The following is a 20015-nucleotide window of genomic DNA, read 5'->3' on the forward strand; positions in this document are numbered from 1 at the left end:
AGACGAGTCAGCATAGCAGGGCTTAATGTACGACAAAAGGGGTTTTATCCTGACGTTTCTTATCTTTGTACATAGCGCTGTCTGCAAGGTGAAGCGCACAGTTTACATCAGTCTCCAGCGGATCAATTTCCACGATGCCCAGACTGGCGCCAGGATAAAACAGATGAATGTCACCCAGGAGGTAGTCGCCACAAATTTGCTGATGTAGTTGATTCTTTACCTGCAGCAGGCGATCGCGTTGCTCTTTGTCATCTTCCGGTGACAGGCTAACGACTAAAAATTCATCACCGCCCAGTCGACCAAGAATATCATTGTCACCGCATTCACCAAGCAGGCGCTGACCAATCTGGATCAGGAACTGATCGCCAACCTCATGACCAAAGCGGTCATTAATCAATTTGAAATCATCCAAATCAATATAGGCGACGACTACCTTCTGCCTGAGGTGGCGGGCAAGCGAAAAAAGGGTCTCGACATTTTCAAAGATTGCGCGCCGATTTGGTAATCCGGTCAGGGCATCGGTATAGGAGTGGGCAATCAGCGCGGCATTCGCTTCGCGTAACTGAGCCACCAGCGACTCTTTTTGAATCGACTGGGCGATCAGGCCCGCAAACAGATGTAACACCTGCTCGCCACGTTGGCTCAAGGCATGCTGGCGACGGCTGGTGGCGCAGAGCGTTCCGTAAAACGTTCCGTCGGGAAGATGAACCGGAGTGCTCAGGAAGGTGGTTATCTCCAGCGTGCGGGCGGCGGTGCATTCCGGCCAGCGGGCGGGTACGTTATCGCTGTACAGACAGTTTTCGTCTATGGCGCGTTTGCACAGCGTCTCATCCCACGGTACGGACAGCCCCTCAGGGATCTGCATCTGCTTGCTATTGCGCGCGTACAAAATATGCTGCAGGCGGGCATCTAAATCGACCTTGGTTAAATAGGTGGATTCCATCTCTGTCACCACTTCCAGCATCTCCAGAAGTTGGCGAACCAGACTCTCAACTGACTGCTCCGTAGCTAAGGATTGTGAGACTCTGGCAAGGATCATGTCCGACATGAGGTGTAAATGCTCCTGAGTAATGACTGGGCTGACGTTGCCCGCATGATAGAACATCAAGGTGAAAGATGAAACACGCCATCCAGCACAGAATGTAAACATAAAATGGATAGCTGGCAGGAAAATATGGAGATAGATGTAAAGTCGGGGTAACCTGCCAGGATAAGTTTTTTAACAGGAGTAAATATGAAACTGGCGTCTATTGTTTTGCCCGGCTTGTTGGTGCTGGCGGGATGTACCGCTCAGCCTGAAGCCCCCAAACCACCTAAGATTGGCATGGCGAATCCGGCATCGGTGTATTGCGAACAAAAGGGCGGCTCGCTGATTGCGGTGCAGACCCCACAAGGCGTAAGGTCAGACTGCAAACTACCCGGCGGTGAAGTTATTGATGAATGGGCGCTCTGGCGTAGAGATCATCCGGAAACGGGTAAGTGATACGCGGTCAGCATTGACGTAGCCACTCAGCGAGCACCAGTGCGTGGTTTTGCTGAGTATTTTTCGCCGCATACAGTAGCGTTAAGGTTTGGTGTCGGGCAATCTCTGCGAGACGCTTTCCTTCCTGCTGCTGTTGGGCCAGCTCAGTGCGGTATTGCTCGGAAAAGTGAGAAAAATCAATCAATTCTGCGTGGAACGCCTTACGTAAATCAGATGACGGCGTAAGCGCTTTATTCCATTCATCAAAAACAAGGTCGGTTTTTTTTATCCCGCGAGGCCACAACCGGTCGACCAGTACGCGATAGCCATCATCTTTTTCCGCGGGGTCATACACGCGTTTACATTGAATTTTCATCTTTTCATCCGCTCCTTTAAGCCACTGCTTTGATATATTTCATCACCTTTATTACGGTTAAATAAGATCGTAAAACGTGACCATTATAGCATTCTGCCCGCTCTGACACCCAATTTAAGGGATTGTGATATCAACAAAAAATAGGTAGGCTGAGGCTCCTTATAGTGTCCCTCATTGTCTGGACATAAGGAAAGCTTAATGGAAATTTCCCCAATTAAAGATACGCTTCGCATTGCGCTGGTGGGCGATTACAGTCCCGATATTGTAGCGCACCAGGCTATCCCTCTTGCCATCGATGATGCCGCCGCCGTCCTGGAATTGGTGGCTGATTATGACTGGCTAACCACATCTGATATCAGCAGCAGTGAAGATTTGATCGGCTATGATGCCATCTGGGTCGTTCCTGGCAGTCCATATCGCCATGTTGAAGGGGCGTTGATAGCGATACGCCACGCGCGTGAAAACAGCATCCCATTCCTGGGGACCTGTGGCGGTTTTCAACATGCGATTCTGGAGTATGCCCGCAACGTGCTGGGCTGGAGCGACGCCGCACACGCGGAGACGGACAGCACGGGTCGGATGGTGATCGCGCCGTTAACCTGCTCGCTGGTAGAAAAAACGGATGATATTGAGCTGCGAGCCAATACGCTGATTGCCAAAGCCTACGGACGGGATGTTATCACCGAGGGGTATCACTGCAACTACGGCGTATCGGAGGATTTTGCCGCCGAGCTTGAAAGCGGCGATCTTAGGGTAACCGGTTGGGATGAAGCTGGTGATATCCGCGTCATTGAGCTGGTGACGCATCCATTTTATGTCGGTACGCTCTTTCAGCATGAACGCGGAGCTCTCGCGGGAAAACCCGTGCCGTTAGTTCAGGCGATGCTGCGCGCTGCGCGTGGATGAAAAAACAGGCAGGTTGTTCACGAACCTGCCCGCTGTATTATGCGTTTGCGATTTCCCGATTGCGTCCCGCGCACAGACCAAACACTGCCATCAGCATCGCTAACACGGCGACACCCGCTAATGGAATCAGCCAGCTACCGTTGAGGTCGTGAATTTTACCCATCAGCGGTGGCCCGCAGGCGGCCAGTAAATACCCAACAGATTGTGCCATGCCGGACAGGGCAGCAGCCTGATGTGCTGAGCTTGCGCGCAGTCCAATAAAGGTCAAGCCGAGGATCATCGTCGCGCCTGAGCCAAAGCCAAACAGGATAGTCCATAGCAATGCCTGGTCTGGCATTACCGCGAATCCTGCCGCGCCGAGGGCGCACATTAACGAAACCAGAGCGGCGATGGCGCGCTGATCCTTAAATCTGTTCAGTACGAGAGGGATTAATAACCCTGGCGCGGCGGTTGCCAACTGCAGTAAACCATGTAACGAACCAGCCTGCGCCTCGCTGTAACCGTGGCTGATCAAAATGGCAGGCAGCCAGCCGATGATCACGTAGTAGATAAGTGAATTGATCCCGAGAAACAGCGTCACCTGCCAGGCGAGGCTTGATCGCCAGATGGCGCGGGAATGCAATGCGCGCGAGTTGCTCAGACTGGCATTGGCCTTCTGGCGGCATTGAGGTAACCAGATAATCAGCGCCAGCAGCGGAAAAACCATCAGTACCATCAGCGCACCGCGCCAGCCAAACCCGTTCAACGCCAGCGGAACCACAATAGCTGAACCCAGTGCCGCCGCCGCGCCCATGGTCAATGAGTATGCTCCAGTGAGTTTTGCCACATGCTGAGCAAAATCACGCTTGATCAGCCCAGGTAAAAGCACATTTCCCAGTGCGATTCCGCAACCAATGATGGCGGTGCCACTAAACAGGAACCCAGGTGAGGGTAGCGAACGTATCGCAATACCTGCGCAAATCAGTAGCATAGCGGCAAACAGGCTGCGCTCGATGCCCCAACGGCGCGCAACGGCGGCGGCCAGAGGCGATACCAGAGCAAACGCCAGCAGCGGCAGGGTAGTCAGAAGTCCCGTCTGGGCGGTGCTCAGACCATAATCGGCGCGAATTGCATCCAGCAATGGGGCGGCACCGGTAAAGGTGACGCGCAATGTGGTGGCAATCATCAGGATCCCCGCAATCAGCAAAGCTGCGTTTTTGCCGCGGGAGGAAGGCGTATTTGTCATTTTTTTCTCATATCGTCAGGCGAGGCGATACTTTAGCGTTTTTACTCTATGGATGAATCAAGCTAAAATGACAGTTTATCGCTAAAAACGGACATTTTATGTTAGGACTGAGGCTGGATGGGTATGAGCCCGACCTTCATCACGATGCGGCGGTGGCGTTTTGTATTCAGGCCCGGGAAGATGAACTCTTCAGTCCGCTACATCAACACCGTAAGGGTCAGTTGATTCTGGCGTTGCATGGCGCGATCACCTGTGAGGTTGAAAATGCCATGTGGATGGTGCCTCCACAATATGCCGTGTGGATCCCCGGTGAGATTCCACACAGCAACCACGTTACCGTTGGCGCGCAATTGTGCTTTTTGTTTATTGAGCCGCAGGCCGTCGTGATGCCCGAACGCTGCTGCACGCTGAAAATCGCCCCGTTATGTCGGGAGCTTATTCTGGCGCTGGCGTCCAAAACGGATACTCAACGACTGGAGCCGGCAACCCAGCGACTGACGCAGGTATTATTTGATGAACTTCCGCAGCAGCCGCAGGAGCAAATGCAGTTACCGGTTTCCGAACACCCGAAAATCCGCAAAATGGTCGCGACGATGGCGCGGGAACCGGCGCAGTGGCAGACCTTGGGGCAGTGGGCCAGCGTATTTGCGATGAGTGAGCGGAACCTTGCCCGTCTGGTCGTTAAGGAAACGGGGTTGAGTTTTCGCCGTTGGCGTCACCAGCTTCAACTGATTCTGGCGCTGCAGGCGCTGATAGATGGTCATAACGTGCAACAGGTTGCGCAAATGCTCGGTTACGATTCAACCACGGCATTTATCACCATGTTCAAAAAAGGCCTGGGGCAGACGCCAGGCCGTTATCTGGCTGGGCTGGCTACTGCTTCCCAACAATCAATGACACCAGACCTGCTGCAATGAGCGGCCCCACCGGCACACCGCGAAATAGCGCCACGCCCAGTACCGTGCCCACCAGTAAACCGGCAACGAGCTGAGGTTGGCTGCCCATAAGCGTGATACCGCGCCCGCCAAGCCAGGAGACAAATACCCCGACGGCAATAGCGACCAGTGATTTCCAGTTAACAAAGGAGTGGATGAGCGTGGAGGGCGGTAGCGTTCCGCTGGCGATCGGCGCCATAACGCCAATGGTCAGAATGATAATCCCGACGGTCAGGCCCTGTTTTTCTATCCATGGGAAGAAAGTATTCAGAGGGGTAACACGGACAATGATCAGCACCAGAATTGAAACAGCGACAGTGGTGTTGTGGCTGACAAAGCCCAGAGCTGCCAGTCCGAGCAGGATCAGCAGAGTGACATCAAACATCGTAGTTTCCTTGCCAAAAGAAAAAATAAGCCTGCTTACTGTACGCGTAAATGCGTGACGGAACAGGCTTTTTTTAATGATTATGATTTTTTTTGGGCTAACGCACGACGCGACGTATTTTACTGCTAACTCGGGCTGTTATTGCTCGCGGCGGAACGGGATTAATTCCGGTTGCGCGATGCGCAGATAATCTGCGGTATCCATAATCACGGATTTTTCGAGCACCCCGGCATTGAACGCAATTTCATTAAAACGCGCAAATAATAGCGGATCGGCAACCAGCTTGAGATTTGGATGGAAGCTAAACGGTGGGATAGCGCCAAATACGCAGCCTGTCAGCTCATCGACTTCCGCAGGGCTGGCAAGTGATGCTCTTAACCCGCCGATATGACTGGCGAGCAGGCTCAGGTCAGCCTGCTGGTCAGCAGACAGAATCGCCAGTACATGCTGATTTACACCGTTGCCTTTCACCTTACAGACCAGCGCTTTTGCTCCCTGACCCAGCGCGGTACCACGAATTTCAGAAACCGCTTCACATTTACCTACGGCTTCATGGCTTATTACGCGATACGTTGCGCCTTGTTCTGCCAACAGCGAAATTAAACGCTGATGTGTGGCGTTACCTTTGTTCACTTCCGTCATGACTTACTCCTGGTACAACAATGAAAATCCTGTCAGAAAAAAGATCACGCACCGGTGCGCTTTTTCTGTTTGTTCAGGTAGAGCTGTGCATCGGATGCTTTATAGGCATCATCGATGGTGTCGTTTGGCTGCATATTATAAATCCCTGCGGAAAAGCTGATTGATATATCTTGCGCAATAATTTGTAAGTTATAGCGGATCCTCTCCAGCAGGCGAGGCGTTAATTCGCCGGGGTGATCGATGAGGATAATACAAAACTCATCCCCACCGAGGCGGATGGCATAGTCGCTTTTGCGAATCGAGGTTTGAATAGCTTTGGCCAGAATGGTGATAATGCGATCGCCTTCCTTATGACCCAGCGTATCATTAATGACTTTTAGTTTATCGCAATCAATGGCGATAAAGGTCACGAGGGTGCCTGAGTTTACTAACTGCTGTAAACGCTGTTCGAGCGTCGGCGTGAGAATTTTACGGTTATAGAGCCCGGTCATCGCGTCACTGATGTTTTCCCGCGTGACGTTGTGGTACAGCCGAAAGTGTGTTCTGACCATATTCAGCAGCAGGATCGTCGCCAGCAGATAGAAGGCGAATATTTTCCAGGAGGAGACAATAAAGTACATAAAATCAAGCGATAAAGTGATGCGTATCCCGCCGGGTATCTCCTTCTGGTAGTGAACGTAGCGAAACAGGTTGGTCTCGCTTTGGTGAACGAGTATCTCTTTACCAGAGTTGATGTCCGAGAGCGTTACGTTAAGATAGCGCCAGACGAGAGGGCGGTCGCTGGTATAAAAAATATTCTTTAAATTCTCTTTGTTGATATCCACCATCACCACGCCTTTTAACTTACTGGCATAGTAGACCGGTGTTAAAAAGCTCATCACCTTTTTCTCGGTCAGATTATCTTCATAAATGCTGGAGATCACCGTGCGCCCCGTGAAGATACCGTCAATATCATTCTGGTCGATTCCCAGGGTACCTTTTTGCAAAAACGACCAGTTGTGTATCGCAAATTTTCGCGAGTCGATCAGATCATAGAAATAGACATAATTATTCTTGAGATCGACGTAATATCGAAATTTATACTCCAGCGTACCTAATCCCTGACCGTAATCTTTTTGCTCACGATTAACGTTTACCGCCTGGTCAAAAGAAGGCAGTAGAAATATATCTTCAAGTTTCTCGCTACATTTTGTGGAGGTAGTTTGCAACGTACCGTGTAATGGCTGGTAGCTATGCTTCGTGAGGTTGAGCCCATGAGTGCCGTTAACGCTGTCGAAAGCGTTGCAAAGTGCTTTTTGTTGCTCGACAGAAGCAGGTTCCTGGGGGGATGAAAAAGTGCGCATCAGATGGGCTGCAATGCTTTGATTAGTATACTTATCATAGAGAAACGACGAGTCTGCTTTCTCATTGATATAGCGCATATACGCATTCATTGCTTTATCGCTGGCAATGAGCTCATAAACCAAAAAAGAAGACGTCAAAACAATTACGCTGACGGAGATAAAGAGCCTGAGCGCTTTATGATGCAATTTCATAATGATTTACAGCCCTGTAAGTCTGATACTTCAGTCTATCACACGGCATACATCCGCTCTAACGCTACTGGAAAGGACATTTTGTAATAAAAATCATTCGCGTGCTTCACCTTTAACTCTTAATGTTGTATTTATAATGCAACTTATAGAAAAGGAGACAGACAGATGAGCGCGACTGAAAAAGCGGGGCATACTTTCTTAGCCAGCCTGGGCAAAACACGTCTGCGTCCGGGAGGCGTTGAAGCAACAGAGTGGTTGTTCAGCCAGTCACAGTTAACGTCCAACAGCCAGGTACTTGAAGTGGCATGCAACATGGCCACGACGGCGATAGAGTTAGTTCAACGCTATGGTTGTACGGTATACGCCATTGATATGGATAAAACCGCACTGGAAAACGCCAGAAACAACGTGGCGGCAAAAGGTCTGGAAAATCACATTCACGTCATGGCTGCTAACGCCAACATCCTTCCTTTTGCGGATAACAGTTTCGACGTTGTGATTAACGAAGCCATGCTGACAATGTATGCCGATAAAGCGAAGGCGAAGTTAGTTGCCGAGTATTTTCGCGTATTGAAGCCCGGCGGTCGTCTGCTCACTCACGACATTATGTTTACCGCACAAAAACTGGGCGCGGGCGAGCAGGGCCAGCTTGTAGAGGTGGTGAAGTCGAATGTCAGCCCGATGACCAGACAAGCCTGGCGCGAGTTATTTCTCAACTGTGGGTTTGAACAGGTCCTGCAGCAGAATGGCGATATGTCGCTGATGTCGCCGCGAGGATTAATTCGTGATGAAGGGCTTACAGGAGCGATTAAAATTGTGTTTAACGGCTTACGCACGAGTGACAATCGTCGCCGGTTCCTGAAAATGTTTCGCTTCTTCCGCTCGCAACGTCACCAGCTCAACTACATTGCCTGCTGCTCCGTAAAGGGAAAATGAAAAGGATAACCGGATGAATATTGATAAAATGAAAAATCAGCATGTTGAAATCCTGGAAAAAATATCATTTCTGCGTAAGTTGAGCCATGCAGGGGTATCTTCCAATGCTCAGGAAATTGCTACTGCGATCGTTAGCATGAGTGCAATTATTAAAACGCATTTGTCTGCTGAAGATCAGTTCCTTTATCCGCATATTGAACATGATGGAAGCAGCACGCTCAGACAGGTTAGCTCAAAATTTCAACGCGAAATGACGGATATCGTCAGTGAATATGAAGTTTTTTCCCGGCGCTGGAATATTGCCAGTAAATTAGTAGGTAATGATGCGGCATTCAGATGTGATGCCAACAATGTTTTACGCAAAGTGTATGAGCGTATGCAAAAAGAAAATAAAGACTTCTATCCGCTGGTGGAAAGGATGTAGGGTGTTTTAAAACTCAATGATAAAAGGATTGTGAAGTGTCAGAAAAACACTGGTCGAGAATGGAGTATCTTCATCAGACGGTGACCAACCCTAATATTATTATTAAGGGTACACATAGTTATTACAGTGATTGCTGGGATCAAGGATTCGAACATTCGGTTGTGAGGTATTTACTCGGCGATGAGATCAGCAAAGACTGGGAACCGCTTGGACATTTGGATAAGTTGATTATCGGGAATTTCGTCTGCATAGGCGCGGAAAGCGTTATTCTGATGGGTGGAAATAGTACGCATCGGCTTGACTGGATCAGCCTTTATCCTTTTATGGCGTCAATCAAAGATGCTTACGAGTTTCGTGGCGACACGGTGTTGCATGATGGTTGTTGGTTAGGTATGCGGGCCATGATCATGCCAGGCGTTACTATTGGGGAAGGCGCTGTTGTTGCAGCAGGTACGGTGGTGACTAAAGATGTGCCACCGTATGCTGTAGTCGGAGGTAATCCGGCTAAAATAATAAAATATCGCCTGCCGATGGGTGAAATTGAACGATTACTGGCCCTTAATTTGTACCAGCTACCAGAGGAATCACTCGTGAAAATGCAACCTCTGTTGTCTTCTGGCGATATTTCCGCGCTCGAAGTGGAAGTGGCTTGCCTGAGACAAAATGCGCTATGACATAAAGTCTGGTCAAGATACGTGGTCATAAAAATCAGCCAGAGGAGGTAATCTCTGGCTGATTTGTTTATGTGGTCAGCTATTACTGGTCGTACTTTGCTTATGAAACAGTTCGCGGAATACCGGATAAATATCATCCTGGTCGCGGATATGCTGCATCGCAAAATTTTCAAACGTTGACTGTAGATGTTCGTATTCACGCCACAAGGTCTGGTGCGCGCGGCGGGTGATTTCGATATAGCTATAATATCGCACCACCGGTAGCAGTTTTTTCGCCAGAATCTCGTGACACAACGGTGAATCATCCGCCCAGTTATCACCGTCCGAGGCCTGTGCGGCATAAATATTCCACTGGGCCGGGTCGTAACGGTCTTTTACCACTTCATCCATTAACTTCAACGCGCTGGAGACAATGGTGCCACCGGTTTCCTGAGAGTAGAAGAACTCGTGCTCATCCACCTCTTTCGCCTGGGTATGGTGGCGAATATAAACCACTTCCACGTTTTTGTAGGTCCTGCTCAGGAACAAATACAGCAGGATGTAAAAACGCTTGGCCATGTCTTTGGTCGACTGATCCATTGAGCCAGAAACGTCCATCAGACAAAACATCACTGCCTGACTGGAAGGATCGGGCCGTTTTTCATAATTCTTGTAGCGTAAATCAAAGGTGTCGATAAACGGCACGCGTTCGATTTTTGCCCGTAATTCGGCAATTTCTTTGCGTAACCGTTCTTCTTCCAGCAACTGCGCTGGTTCACTTTTCGCGATGGTTTCCAAATCTGCTTCGAGCGCATGCAGTTCGCGACGCTTACCCGCCGTCATCGCCGTGCGGCGCGCCAGTGAGTTTTGCAGGGAGCGCACCACGCTGATGTTGGCAGGCACACCGTTTGAGGTAAACCCTGCCCGGTGCGTTTTGTACTCCGTTAACTGACGCTGTTGATTCTGCTTCAGGTTAGGAAGTGCTAAATCTTCGAACAACAGATCGAGATACTCATCTTTAGAGATCTGGAAGACGAATTCATCCTGACCTTCGCCATCCTGGCTGGCCTGGCCTTGCCCGCTTCCTGAACCGCCGCCGCCACCCTGTGGGCGCTCAATACGGTCATTCTGCACAAAATGGTCGTTACCCGGATGCACACGATGGCGCAGGCCGCCACGCCCCTGGTGGAACATCGGTTCGCTAATATCTTCGGTCGGAATAGAGACAGATTCGCCGCTATCCACATCAGTCACCGAACGCTTGTTAATGGCCTCGGAGATCGACTGTTTAATTTGCGATTTATAACGGCGTAAGAAGCGCTGACGGTTTACCGTGCTCTTGTTTTTGCCGTTAAGACGTCGGTCTATGAACCAGGTCATATGCCCCCCGTACTGCCAACTGTTCGCCATGTCTGTAAGTGCCGGATGGCGCTGGCGCTGGCGCTATCCGGCTTACGGAACATTGTTTTGCAAGCCCGGTAAGCGCATGCGCCACCGGGCATTTATGCTATTAGGACGATTTACGTACGCGCAAATACCATTCGCACAGTAAACGCACCTGTTTACGCGTGTAGCCTTTTTCCATCATACGATCGACAAAATCGTCGTGCTTTTTCTGCTCGTCAGTCGAGGTTTTGGCATTGAACGAAATCACCGGCAGCAGCTCTTCGGTATTGGAGAACATTTTCTTCTCAATAACCGTGCGCAGTTTTTCGTAACTGGTCCAGTTTGGGTTACGACCGCTGTTATTCGCTCTGGCACGCAGAACAAAGTTAACGATCTCGTTACGGAAATCTTTCGGGTTACTGATACCCGCCGGCTTCTCAATTTTCTCCAGTTCTGAGTTCAGCGACTCACGGTCAAACAGCTGACCGGTATCCGGGTCGCGATACTCCTGATCCTGAATCCAGAAATCCGCATAAGTGACATAGCGGTCGAAAATATTTTGTCCATATTCGGAATAGGATTCGAGATAGGCTGTCTGGATCTCTTTGCCAATGAATTCAGCATATTTCGGGATCAGATAACCTTTCAGGAACTCAAGATATCGTTCAGCCAGCTCCTGTGGGAACTGTTCGCGCTCGATTTGCTGTTCCAGGACGTAGAACAGATGCACCGGGTTCGCCGCAACTTCTGCATGATCAAAGTTAAAGACGCGAGAAAGGATCTTAAACGCAAAACGCGTGGAGAGACCGTTCATTCCCTCATCTACCCCAGCGTAATCCCGATACTCCTGGTAGGACTTCGCTTTTGGATCGGTATCTTTCAGGCTTTCACCATCGTAAACGCGCATCTTCGAGTAAATGCTCGAGTTCTCAGGTTCTTTCAGACGAGAAAGAATGGTGAAGCGAGAGAGCGTTTCCAGCGTACCCGGCGCGCAAGGCGCATGGGTCAGCTCACTATGATTGAGCAGTTTTTCGTAAATCTTGATCTCTTCGGAGATCCGCAGGCAATAAGGCACTTTGACGATGTAAACACGGTCAAGGAACGCCTCATTGTTTTTGTTATTACGGAAAGTCACCCATTCGGATTCGTTCGAGTGGGCAAGAATAATCCCGTTAAACGGCAGGGCAGAGATACCTTCTGTCCCGTTGTAGTTTCCTTCCTGGGTTGCGGTCAGCAGAGGATGCAGCACTTTAATCGGTGCTTTAAACATCTCTACGAACTCCATAATCCCCTGGTTTGAGCGGCACAGTGCGCCCGAATAACCATAGGCATCAGGATCGTTCTGGGCGTGGTGTTCGAGTTTACGAATATCCACTTTCCCCACCAGCGCAGAGATATCCTGGTTGTTTTCATCACCAGGCTCCGTTTTGGCGATTGCGATCTGCTCCAGAATAGACGGCCAGACTTTGACGACGCGGAATTTTGTAATGTCCCCGCCAAAATCATGCAGACGTTTCGCAGCCCACGGCGACATGATCGTACCGAGATAGCGACGCGGGATCCCATACTCTTTTTCCAGAATCTGCGCGTCTTCCTGTGGATTAAACAGGCATAACGGATGATCGTTTACCGGACTACGTTCGCCATTGGCGCTCAGGACATAAATCGGTACTCGCTGCATCAGCGACTTCAGCCGCTCAGCAAGAGATGATTTCCCCCCTCCCACAGGCCCCAGCAGATACAGGATCTGCTTCTTCTCTTCCAGACCTTGAGCCGCATGCTTTAAATAAGAAACAATCTGCTCAATGGCGTCTTCCATGCCGTAAAACTCTTCAAAGGCGGGATATCGTGCAATCACCCGATTCGAAAAGAGTCGAGAAAGTCGAGGTTCGTGGGCAGTGTCGACCATGACAGGCTCACCAATAGCCATTAATAGCCGCTCTGCCGCGTTGGCATAAGCACTGCGATCTTGCCGACAAGTGGTAAGAAACTCCTGCAGCGTGAACTCTTCGTCCTTGGCAGCTTCATAACGCTGGCGATAGTGATCGAATATATTCATGGTATGCCGTCCTTTCGTTTTTTAGCACATGTTAAGAGCCGTTCATATGAATAGTAGAGGCCCCTGAAGAGGTAAACTGAACGACGTCGCCGCTGAAGAAATAAGCAACTCTCATGCCATTGTGGTGGTCAGGAGATCAACGCATTCGGTGATACACCTTCTAAAATTAAGCGTAGATGGCATTTGCAAAACTTGCCTGTGTGCGCAAATGAATTTCAATGGCATATCAATAACTCATCAGCAAAAAAAGCACATCTTATGTAAAGAAATGAGGCAGGATTCATACAGTGTTAACCCTTCTGCAAGCAAATTGTCATCACTCGCTGAGAAATTAGGGGGTTACATTCCGGGGCGAATACGTAAAATAGTTGGGCTGAAGAGTATTGGCGGTTACACTTTGACCGCTACACATTTGAATAAGGAATTATGGACTGTGACCAAACTCAAACTTCTGGCATTGGGCATCCTTGCAGCAACCGCAGTTAGCACCGCACAGGCGGAAAGTCAGTGGACTGTTGGTGCAGGTGCCGGCGTGATTAACAGCCCGTACAAACAGTATGACCGTGATGTTTATCCCGTTCCGGTTGTCACCTATGAAGGCGATAACGTCTGGTTCCACGGTCTGGGTGGCGGCTACTATCTGTGGAATGATACGGCAGATAAGCTCTCCATCATGGCGTACTATGATCCGACGCACTTCAAGCCGGGTGATAGCGATAGCCATGCTTTGCGCCAACTCGACAAGCGTAAAAGCAGCTTGATGGCTGGCCTCTCGTATGTACATAACACCCAGTATGGTTTCCTGCGTACTGCACTGGCGGGTGATACTCTGGATAACAGCAATGGTTTTATCTGGGATCTGGCCTGGCTCTACCGTTACACCAACGGTGCGCTGACTCTGACGCCGGGTATCGGTGTGCAGTACAGCAGCGAAAACTACAACGACTATTATTATGGCGTGTCTAATAACGAGTCTCGCCGCAGTGGTCTGAAAAGCTACAACGCTGACGATGGTTGGGATCCGTTCCTGGAGTTAACCGCGAGCTATAACTTCCTTGGCAACTGGAACGTATACGGCACTGGCCGTTATGTGCGTTTGAGTGATGAAGTGAAGGACAGCCCAATGGTTGACAAGTCTTGGTCTGGCATCTTCTCAGTGGGTGTGACCTACAAGTTCTGATACCACTGCGTGTCAAACACTAGCCCGCAGAGATGCGGGCTTTTTTGTGCGTAACAGAGATGAATGTTGATCTAAAACATGAGATTCGATTTTTTGTGCCATTATGACATTACACCTGGTCGCAACGAATATTTAACGTAGTTTCTCTGTCGCAATTACCAAAATTAAACCTCTTGCATGATTAACCTTAAATATCTTCGTTTGGTAAGGGAGGCGTATCTGCACAATTTTACGAATCATTGTCCTGTGTAAGTGATTTTGGTTTGTGCAATATCTTGATAGGATTCTCTTTTATAATCGTAGCATGCATTTATTATTTCTTATCGTGCGCTATAAAACAATTGATAACTATTTTATTCTTTTTGATTAACATTGAAAGTTAACTTTCATTTGAAAAAAAAGAAAAGCATTCAATTTATTTTTACTTTACATCTTTTAGGTATTTATCTGGAAAAATAAAAATTGACATTGAATTATCTATTGCAGATATTAATCCAACTTAAAGTTAAGACAGTAACTCTGCGTGGCTGAGGTATTACATGCCATGTGGCTTTCTTGAGAATCAACCGGGTATAAATAATGAAAAAGTTAATCTTGATAGCGATGATGAGCTGCGTTCTGGCGGGATGTTCCACTGAGGCTTCACGCATGAATGCTTGCGAAAGCAAGGGCGTGAGCCGCGATGCCTGCTATATCGCAGAGCAAAACCGTCAGGCGACAATCAATGCCGCAGCTGAAAAACAGGCTATGGAAAACGCGCAAAACGTATATAGCTCAAATGATACTAATACCAGTCATCACCACAAACACGACAAATATTAAGATTTAACTTATGAAAAAATTAATAATTATCGCTGTGCTGGCAGCGACATCTGCAGCGGTGCCCGCCTATGCCATCAGTGAAGCATATCGACAGCAGCTGCAGCATGAACATAAAACGATGGTCAGCGATGCGAATGCTCCGGTACACGTCACTAAAATCACACCAGTGCATGTGAATAAACTGGGCGTAGACTTTAAACGCGGCGCTGATGGTATTGCTTATATTAATGGCAAAGCTGCGGCAAATGATGAGAGCAGTGCAGAAGCTCAGACTTATAGCGCGGGCCTGATTTCCGTCATCGTTTATAAAAATGGAAAGATCAATGCGATGAAAGAGGGTAAATATTTAGGCCGCTTGAAATAATCGCCGCGCAGTTAAGAATTTTTCTATTTAGCCCGGGAACATTATTTCTTCCCGGGTTTTTTATGCCATTGCATAGCGGTCAATCCCAATCACGGATGGTGCAATTTGTGCACCTTAACAGGACACATGCCGGTTGTTTTGCTTTACTGTGGTGCATTAACACAGGAGGGTGCGATGACAGCGAAACAGGTGATGTTTACAAAGCAGGAATCGCTTCCTGCTATTGGGCAGGGAACATGGTACATGGGCGAGGACCGAAGCCGACGCCGGGATGAAGTTTCTGCGCTCCAGGCTGGTCTGGATCTCGGCCTGCGATTGATTGATACCGCCGAAATGTATGCTGACGGCGCAGCGGAAGAGGTAGTGGGTGAAGCAATAGCGGGGCGGCGTGATAACGCCTTTTTAGTCTCGAAAGTTTATCCCTGGAATGCCGGTGGACAGAAGGCCATTACTGCCTGTGAAGCGAGCTTGCGTCGACTGAAAACTGATTATCTGGATCTCTATTTGCTGCACTGGTCGGGCGATTTTTCATTTGCTGAGACTGTTAATGCCATGGAAGCGCTTATCGCGCAGGGGAAAATCCGTCGCTGGGGCGTCTCAAATCTTGATTATGATGATATGCAGGCGTTATGGCAGGTACCTGGTGGGCGGGAATGCGCAACTAACCAGGTGCTTTACCATTTAGCATCGCGCGGTATTGAATATGATTTGCTGCCGTGGTGCCAGCAGCAGCAGATGCCAGTTATGGCATACAGCCCACTGGCTCAGGCAGGTCGACTGCGCGGTGACTTGCTTGCTAACTCTGTGGTTAACGACATCGCGCGCGCGCACAATGTCAGCGCTGCTCAGGTTTTGCTGGCGTGGGTGATTCGTCTACCGGGCGTAATGGCGATTCCGAAAGCGGCAAGCGTAGCGCATGTGGAACAGAATGCCGCTGCCCTGGAGATAGCGCTCTCTGTTGATGAGCTGAAGCAGTTAGATAAGGCATATCCGGCACCAAAAGGCAAAACGGCGCTGGATATGGCCTGATTTGTCGAATAGCCTACGGCTGCGAGCGGTTTGTAGGCCGGATAAGGCGTGAGCCGCATCCGGCATGGTGCGCAGAGCTGTGTTAGCGTTTAGCTACCCGGATAGTTTGCGCCAGGCGAGACGGTTTTTCTTCAGTGGTTTTCTGCGGAGCTGTCGCATAAGCCGTCTCTACGCAAACAAACGTTTTGTAGCCGTCATCAGGCATGTCGCCCATGCTGACGGACAGTGCCGGGCCCGGGTTCCAGCCCACGACGTTCAGATGATGGTGGTGGACGACGTCGATATTGCGATTCAACGCAGCATCATGAATCACGCTGCACGCTTCCGGGTTCAGATAGACACGATCGGTGCGATCCGGGAAGGTCTGGATACCATCAGCCAGCACATCTTCTTTAGCATCATTCACTTTATCGATCAGTCGATCGCCAAGACCACTGACTTTCACTGCCGCAATGTCACCGACGTTGAAATAGGTATGCAGCGCAGAGGTGGTTTCAAACTCACCGTGAGCTTCCAGTTCCATCTCACAGGTAGCGCCCACTTTGAAACGGGCCAACAGGCAGAATTCATGCGGCCATAGCTGACGCGTTTCAGCGTTGCTTTGCAGTTCAAACGTCAGCACCACGCTATTGTCGTCTTCGTTGTGTGCTTTTAGCGTCCATGGCAGGTTACGGGCAAAGCCATGAGAAGGCAGACCCTGCTGAGCCGCCGGACCAAACCACGGCCAGCATATTGGTACGCCGCCACGCAGCGCTACGCCGGTTTTAAACGGAGTGTTGTTACTTAACCACAGAACTTCCTCTTCGCCGTTTGGTTTCCAGGAAAGAAGGTGTGCGCCCTGCAGTGCGAAAGAAGCTTTAACCTGTGGGTGATCGACAACAAGAACCTCAAGCTCATCAAGCTGACGGCGGGAGAGGACAGGGGAAATTTGTTCGATAACCGGAAGTGCAAAAATTTTATTAATCATTACGCAATCCTTTTTAACCCTAAATAATTCGAGTTGCAGGACGGCGGCAAGTGAACGAACCCCCGATGAGCTTACTGTAGTAAGTGATTCGGGTGAGAGAGCGTAGCCAACACACCTGCAATTTGAAGTATGACGGGTATCTTCGGGCAAAAAAAAGAGCGACCTGAGTCGCTCTTACAGATTACTGTTTCATCTCAACTTATTTGGAGATGTGAGCAATCAGGTCCAGAACTTTGTTGGAGTAACCAGTTTCGTTGTCGTACCAGGATACCAGTTTCACGAAGTTGTCGTTCAGTGCGATACCAGCTTTAGCATCGAACACGGAAGTGCAAACTTCACCGTTGAAATCGGTAGATACTACGTCGTCTTCGGTGTAACCCAGAACGCCTTTCATCGGGCCTTCGGAAGCAGCTTTGATTGCTTTCTTAATTTCTTCGTAAGAAGCAGCTTTTTCCAGACGAACGGTCAGGTCAACAACAGATACGTTCGGGGTAGGAACGCGGAACGCCATACCAGTCAGTTTGCCATTCAGTTCTGGCAGTACTTTACCTACAGCTTTAGCAGCACCGGTAGAGGACGGGATGATGTTCTGGGATGCGCCGCGGCCGCCGCGCCAGTCTTTGTGAGACGGGCCATCAACGGTTTTCTGAGTAGCGGTGGTTGCGTGAACAGTAGTCATCAGACCTTCGATGATGCCGAAGTTGTCGTTGATAACTTTAGCCAGCGGAGCCAGGCAGTTAGTGGTGCAGGAAGCGTTAGAAACGATGTCCTGACCTTCGTATTTGTCAAAGTTAGCGCCTTTAACAAACATCGGAGTGTTATCTTTGGACGGACCAGTCAGAACCACTTTTTTCGCGCCAGCAGTGATGTGCTTACGAGCGGTTTCGTCTGTCAGGAACAGGCCAGTAGCTTCAGCTACTACGTCAACACCAACTTCGTCCCATTTCAGGTTAGCCGGATCACGTTCAGCGGTAACACGGATTTTTTTACCGTTTACGATCAGATGACCGTCTTTCACTTCAACGGTACCGTTGAAACGGCCGTGAGTGGAGTCATATTTCAGCATGTAAGCCATGTAGTCAGCGTCTAACAGGTCGTTGATTGCAACGATCTCGATGTCAGAGCGTTCTTGAGCAGCACGGAAAACAATGCGACCGATACGGCCAAAACCGTTGATACCTACTTTGATAGTCATATATTCCACCAGCTATTTGTTAGTGAATAAAAGGTTGCCTGTAAAATTACAAAAACCTTACGCAGCGTCAAGCGGAATCGTGTCAATCATTGCGACAAATCAAACTGCTGCCTAAGCTTTGCGCAACTGACTCGCCTCACTCTTCCTTTGGGCTTGAAACCACATGGGGTCGGCGGCCCGAATTTTAAAGGGCAATCAAGATAAAAATGTGATTCTGATCACGAATTGCAGGCTGCCATTTCGCAAGGATCAAGTTTAGAACAAAAGTTCGTACTCCGGTGTTAATGTTTTGTTAGAATCTGTCTCGCGATGTGAGTTTAGATAAAGCGAGATGTGAGCAAATGGCTAATCAACCTTCTCCAGAAGAACTGAAAAATAATTTAACCGAAATGCAGTTCTACGTGACGCAGAATCACGGGACAGAACCGCCATTTACCGGGCGTTTGCTGCATAACAAACGTGACGGCATCTACCACTGTCTGATCTGCGACAAACCGCTATTTCGTTCCGAGACAAAATATGACTCTGGCTGCGGCTGGCCCAGCTTTTACGAGCCTGTCAGTGAAGAGGCTATCCGTTACATAAAAGATACGTCACACGGTATGCAGCGCATTGAAATCCGCTGCGGTAACTGCGATGCGCACCTGGGACACGTCTTCCCGGATGGCCCGAAACCTACCGGTGAACGTTACTGCGTTAACTCAGCGTCTTTGAACTTCACCGATGGTGAAAACGGTGAGCAAACCAAGGGCTGAAGAAACGATTCAGCAAATTATTCTGCGGAGAGTGGATTTAACATGAATCTTGATGAGATGATCAACAGCATGACGCCGGAAGTTTATCAGCGCTTATCTACTGCCGTTGAACTCGGAAAATGGCCGGATGGCGTGGCGCTAACGGCAGAACAAAAAGAGAACTGCTTGCAATTGGTCATGTTATGGCAGGCGCGAAACAATATTGACGCGCAGCATATGACAATTGATACCAACGGTGAGATGGTGATGAAGAGTAAGCAGCAGCTGAAAGTGGAATTTGGTATTTCACCCGAACCGATAGCGACGTTTAAATCTTGATTACCCAGGCCCGGCATATATAGGTGTCGGGCCCGCAGCTGATGTTATTTCTTGTTCATCATCGCCTTCAGATCGGCGAACGGGTTATATTTCGCTTCGCCGACGTCTTTCTGCGCATCTTCGCCCGCCACTACGGTAGAACCATACTGATCCACTTCTGTGTATTTCGAGTGCTCATGATCGTGGCAGTACAGGCACAACATTTCCCAGTTGCTACCATCTTCCGGATTATTGGAGTGATCGTGATCGATATGGTGTACCGTCAACTCGCGCAAATTTGAATACGCGAATTCACGGGAACAACGTCCGCAGACCCAGGGAAAGAGTTTAAGCGCCTTTTCCCGGTAACCGACTTCCAGACGGGCGTAATTTTTAGGGATAAAAGCCATAAAGCTCATGCCTCCAGTAGAAAATGAAGAGCTGCGCCAAAAGTGGGCGCAGCAGAATGCGCTAATCATAAC

22 protein-coding genes and 1 pseudogene are annotated in these 20015 nt (G+C 49.3%); 12 read left to right on the forward strand and 11 right to left on the reverse strand.

Annotation, left to right across the window (positions count from 1 at the left end; translation table 11 throughout):
• Window positions 1-22: 22 nt before the first annotated feature.
• Window positions 23-1048, reverse strand: coding sequence for a sensor domain-containing diguanylate cyclase (locus OGW16_RS22840; RefSeq protein ID WP_080625060.1), 1026 nt, complete (start codon window positions 1046-1048; stop codon window positions 23-25).
• Between the two features lie 186 nt (window positions 1049-1234).
• Between OGW16_RS22840 and OGW16_RS22845 the strand changes: the two genes are divergently transcribed.
• On the forward strand, window positions 1235-1483 hold the full coding sequence (locus tag OGW16_RS22845; RefSeq protein WP_047411803.1) for a putative hemolysin: 249 nt from the start codon (window positions 1235-1237) through the stop codon (window positions 1481-1483).
• A 7-nt stretch (window positions 1484-1490) separates the two neighbouring features.
• Here the strand turns inward: OGW16_RS22845 and OGW16_RS22850 are convergent, their stop codons facing one another.
• The gene (locus OGW16_RS22850; RefSeq protein WP_181231333.1) at window positions 1491-1838 is read right to left on the reverse strand and encodes a DUF488 domain-containing protein; all 348 of its coding nucleotides are present in this window, start codon (window positions 1836-1838) and stop codon (window positions 1491-1493) included.
• Between the two features lie 198 nt (window positions 1839-2036).
• Here OGW16_RS22850 and OGW16_RS22855 point away from each other — a divergent pair, with 198 nt between their 5' ends.
• Window positions 2037-2744 carry a CTP synthase C-terminal region-related (seleno)protein gene (locus OGW16_RS22855; RefSeq protein WP_181231334.1) on the forward strand — a complete coding sequence of 236 codons (708 nt, stop codon included), beginning with the start codon at window positions 2037-2039 and terminating at the stop codon, window positions 2742-2744.
• Window positions 2745-2781: 37 nt separating this feature from the next.
• On the opposite strand, the gene OGW16_RS22860 is transcribed toward OGW16_RS22855, so the two are convergent.
• Window positions 2782-3969: a CynX/NimT family MFS transporter gene (locus OGW16_RS22860; protein WP_087053164.1), complete on the reverse strand. Its 1188-nt coding sequence runs from the start codon at window positions 3967-3969 to the stop codon at window positions 2782-2784.
• Window positions 3970-4067: 98 nt separating this feature from the next.
• Between OGW16_RS22860 and OGW16_RS22865 the strand changes: the two are divergent.
• A pseudogene (locus OGW16_RS22865) lies at window positions 4068-4866 on the forward strand (AraC family transcriptional regulator).
• Here OGW16_RS22865 and OGW16_RS22870 read toward each other — a convergent pair.
• The 3 genes from OGW16_RS22870 to dgcJ all read right to left on the reverse strand — a co-directional run bounded on the left by OGW16_RS22870 (window position 4843) and on the right by dgcJ (window position 7466).
• Window positions 4843-5289 carry a DUF441 domain-containing protein gene (locus OGW16_RS22870; protein WP_043016656.1) on the reverse strand — a complete coding sequence of 149 codons (447 nt, stop codon included), beginning with the start codon at window positions 5287-5289 and terminating at the stop codon, window positions 4843-4845. The pseudogene OGW16_RS22865 and the gene OGW16_RS22870 overlap by 24 nt on opposite strands.
• 138 nt (window positions 5290-5427) lie before the next feature.
• Window positions 5428-5931 carry a YbaK/prolyl-tRNA synthetase associated domain-containing protein gene (locus OGW16_RS22875; protein WP_043016655.1) on the reverse strand — a complete coding sequence of 168 codons (504 nt, stop codon included), beginning with the start codon at window positions 5929-5931 and terminating at the stop codon, window positions 5428-5430.
• 44 nt (window positions 5932-5975) lie between these two features.
• On the reverse strand, window positions 5976-7466 hold the full coding sequence (gene dgcJ / locus OGW16_RS22880; RefSeq protein ID WP_043016654.1) for a diguanylate cyclase DgcJ: 1491 nt from the start codon (window positions 7464-7466) through the stop codon (window positions 5976-5978).
• Window positions 7467-7631: 165 nt separating this feature from the next.
• Between dgcJ and OGW16_RS22885 the strand changes: the two genes are divergently transcribed.
• The 3 genes from OGW16_RS22885 to OGW16_RS22895 are packed head-to-tail and all read left to right on the forward strand — an operon-like array spanning window position 7632 to window position 9500.
• The gene (locus OGW16_RS22885) at window positions 7632-8402 is read left to right on the forward strand and encodes a class I SAM-dependent methyltransferase (protein WP_043016653.1); all 771 of its coding nucleotides are present in this window, start codon (window positions 7632-7634) and stop codon (window positions 8400-8402) included.
• A 13-nt stretch (window positions 8403-8415) separates the two neighbouring features.
• A complete protein-coding gene (locus OGW16_RS22890; protein ID WP_043016652.1) occupies window positions 8416-8826 on the forward strand; it encodes a hemerythrin domain-containing protein in 411 nt (136 codons plus the stop codon).
• Window positions 8827-8861: 35 nt separating this feature from the next.
• Window positions 8862-9500, forward strand: coding sequence for a CatB-related O-acetyltransferase (locus OGW16_RS22895; protein WP_286518999.1), 639 nt, complete (start codon window positions 8862-8864; stop codon window positions 9498-9500).
• A 75-nt stretch (window positions 9501-9575) separates the two neighbouring features.
• Here OGW16_RS22895 and OGW16_RS22900 read toward each other — a convergent pair whose 3' ends face one another.
• Together OGW16_RS22900 and yeaG are read right to left on the reverse strand one after the other, a co-directional pair.
• Window positions 9576-10859, reverse strand: a complete 1284-nt coding sequence (locus tag OGW16_RS22900; RefSeq protein WP_286519001.1) for a YeaH/YhbH family protein — start codon at window positions 10857-10859, stop codon at window positions 9576-9578.
• A 130-nt stretch (window positions 10860-10989) separates the two neighbouring features.
• Entirely contained in the window at window positions 10990-12924 is a 1935-nt protein-coding gene (gene yeaG, locus OGW16_RS22905) for a protein kinase YeaG (protein ID WP_043016649.1), read from the reverse strand.
• Between the two features lie 433 nt (window positions 12925-13357).
• Between yeaG and OGW16_RS22910 the strand changes: the two genes are divergently transcribed.
• The 4 genes from OGW16_RS22910 to OGW16_RS22925 all read left to right on the forward strand — a co-directional run bounded on the left by OGW16_RS22910 (window position 13358) and on the right by OGW16_RS22925 (window position 16319).
• Window positions 13358-14104 (forward strand): MipA/OmpV family protein, encoded by a 747-nt coding sequence (locus OGW16_RS22910; protein ID WP_043016648.1) that lies wholly within the window; start codon window positions 13358-13360, stop codon window positions 14102-14104.
• A gap of 579 nt (window positions 14105-14683) precedes the next feature.
• Window positions 14684-14926: a hypothetical protein gene (locus OGW16_RS22915; RefSeq protein WP_043016647.1), complete on the forward strand. Its 243-nt coding sequence runs from the start codon at window positions 14684-14686 to the stop codon at window positions 14924-14926.
• A 10-nt stretch (window positions 14927-14936) separates the two neighbouring features.
• A complete protein-coding gene (locus tag OGW16_RS22920; RefSeq protein WP_043016646.1) occupies window positions 14937-15290 on the forward strand; it encodes a hypothetical protein in 354 nt (117 codons plus the stop codon).
• A gap of 174 nt (window positions 15291-15464) precedes the next feature.
• Window positions 15465-16319 carry an aldo/keto reductase gene (locus tag OGW16_RS22925; protein WP_286519003.1) on the forward strand — a complete coding sequence of 285 codons (855 nt, stop codon included), beginning with the start codon at window positions 15465-15467 and terminating at the stop codon, window positions 16317-16319.
• A gap of 82 nt (window positions 16320-16401) precedes the next feature.
• Here OGW16_RS22925 and OGW16_RS22930 read toward each other — a convergent pair whose 3' ends face one another.
• Window positions 16402-17286 carry a D-hexose-6-phosphate mutarotase gene (locus OGW16_RS22930; RefSeq protein ID WP_043016644.1) on the reverse strand — a complete coding sequence of 295 codons (885 nt, stop codon included), beginning with the start codon at window positions 17284-17286 and terminating at the stop codon, window positions 16402-16404.
• A gap of 199 nt (window positions 17287-17485) precedes the next feature.
• Entirely contained in the window at window positions 17486-18481 is a 996-nt protein-coding gene (gapA, locus tag OGW16_RS22935) for a glyceraldehyde-3-phosphate dehydrogenase (RefSeq protein WP_003030697.1), read from the reverse strand.
• A gap of 341 nt (window positions 18482-18822) precedes the next feature.
• Between gapA and msrB the strand changes: the two genes are divergently transcribed.
• Together msrB and OGW16_RS22945 are read left to right on the forward strand one after the other, a co-directional pair.
• Complete coding sequence (gene msrB / locus OGW16_RS22940) at window positions 18823-19236, forward strand: peptide-methionine (R)-S-oxide reductase MsrB (protein ID WP_043016643.1); 414 nt, start codon at window positions 18823-18825, stop codon at window positions 19234-19236.
• Window positions 19237-19278: 42 nt separating this feature from the next.
• On the forward strand, window positions 19279-19554 hold the full coding sequence (locus tag OGW16_RS22945) for a YeaC family protein (RefSeq protein WP_043016642.1): 276 nt from the start codon (window positions 19279-19281) through the stop codon (window positions 19552-19554).
• 44 nt (window positions 19555-19598) lie between these two features.
• On the opposite strand, the gene yajD is transcribed toward OGW16_RS22945, so the two are convergent.
• On the reverse strand, window positions 19599-19943 hold the full coding sequence (gene yajD / locus OGW16_RS22950) for an HNH nuclease YajD (RefSeq protein ID WP_043017929.1): 345 nt from the start codon (window positions 19941-19943) through the stop codon (window positions 19599-19601).
• Window positions 19944-20015: the final 72 nt, after the last annotated feature.

The sequence above is a fragment of the Citrobacter sp. Ce104 genome (assembly GCF_030334595.1).
Taxonomy (GTDB): domain Bacteria; phylum Pseudomonadota; class Gammaproteobacteria; order Enterobacterales; family Enterobacteriaceae; genus Citrobacter; species Citrobacter europaeus.

Coding starts and splice junctions, on each gene's coding strand:
- OGW16_RS22875 (WP_043016655.1), bottom strand. CDS start 5,931: ATGACGGAAGTGAACAAAGGTAACGCCACACATCAGCGTTTAATTTCG.
- OGW16_RS22845 (WP_047411803.1), top strand. CDS start 1,235: ATGAAACTGGCGTCTATTGTTTTGCCCGGCTTGTTGGTGCTGGCGGGA.
- OGW16_RS22840 (WP_080625060.1), bottom strand. CDS start 1,048: ATGTCGGACATGATCCTTGCCAGAGTCTCACAATCCTTAGCTACGGAG.
- OGW16_RS22855 (WP_181231334.1), top strand. CDS start 2,037: ATGGAAATTTCCCCAATTAAAGATACGCTTCGCATTGCGCTGGTGGGC.
- OGW16_RS22925 (WP_286519003.1), top strand. CDS start 15,465: ATGACAGCGAAACAGGTGATGTTTACAAAGCAGGAATCGCTTCCTGCT.
- dgcJ (WP_043016654.1), bottom strand. CDS start 7,466: ATGAAATTGCATCATAAAGCGCTCAGGCTCTTTATCTCCGTCAGCGTA.
- yeaG (WP_043016649.1), bottom strand. CDS start 12,924: ATGAATATATTCGATCACTATCGCCAGCGTTATGAAGCTGCCAAGGAC.
- yajD (WP_043017929.1), bottom strand. CDS start 19,943: ATGGCTTTTATCCCTAAAAATTACGCCCGTCTGGAAGTCGGTTACCGG.
- OGW16_RS22900 (WP_286519001.1), bottom strand. CDS start 10,859: ATGACCTGGTTCATAGACCGACGTCTTAACGGCAAAAACAAGAGCACG.
- OGW16_RS22915 (WP_043016647.1), top strand. CDS start 14,684: ATGAAAAAGTTAATCTTGATAGCGATGATGAGCTGCGTTCTGGCGGGA.
- OGW16_RS22860 (WP_087053164.1), bottom strand. CDS start 3,969: ATGACAAATACGCCTTCCTCCCGCGGCAAAAACGCAGCTTTGCTGATT.
- gapA (WP_003030697.1), bottom strand. CDS start 18,481: ATGACTATCAAAGTAGGTATCAACGGTTTTGGCCGTATCGGTCGCATT.
- OGW16_RS22920 (WP_043016646.1), top strand. CDS start 14,937: ATGAAAAAATTAATAATTATCGCTGTGCTGGCAGCGACATCTGCAGCG.
- OGW16_RS22850 (WP_181231333.1), bottom strand. CDS start 1,838: ATGAAAATTCAATGTAAACGCGTGTATGACCCCGCGGAAAAAGATGAT.
- OGW16_RS22870 (WP_043016656.1), bottom strand. CDS start 5,289: ATGTTTGATGTCACTCTGCTGATCCTGCTCGGACTGGCAGCTCTGGGC.
- OGW16_RS22885 (WP_043016653.1), top strand. CDS start 7,632: ATGAGCGCGACTGAAAAAGCGGGGCATACTTTCTTAGCCAGCCTGGGC.
- OGW16_RS22930 (WP_043016644.1), bottom strand. CDS start 17,286: ATGATTAATAAAATTTTTGCACTTCCGGTTATCGAACAAATTTCCCCT.
- OGW16_RS22890 (WP_043016652.1), top strand. CDS start 8,416: ATGAATATTGATAAAATGAAAAATCAGCATGTTGAAATCCTGGAAAAA.
- OGW16_RS22945 (WP_043016642.1), top strand. CDS start 19,279: ATGAATCTTGATGAGATGATCAACAGCATGACGCCGGAAGTTTATCAG.
- msrB (WP_043016643.1), top strand. CDS start 18,823: ATGGCTAATCAACCTTCTCCAGAAGAACTGAAAAATAATTTAACCGAA.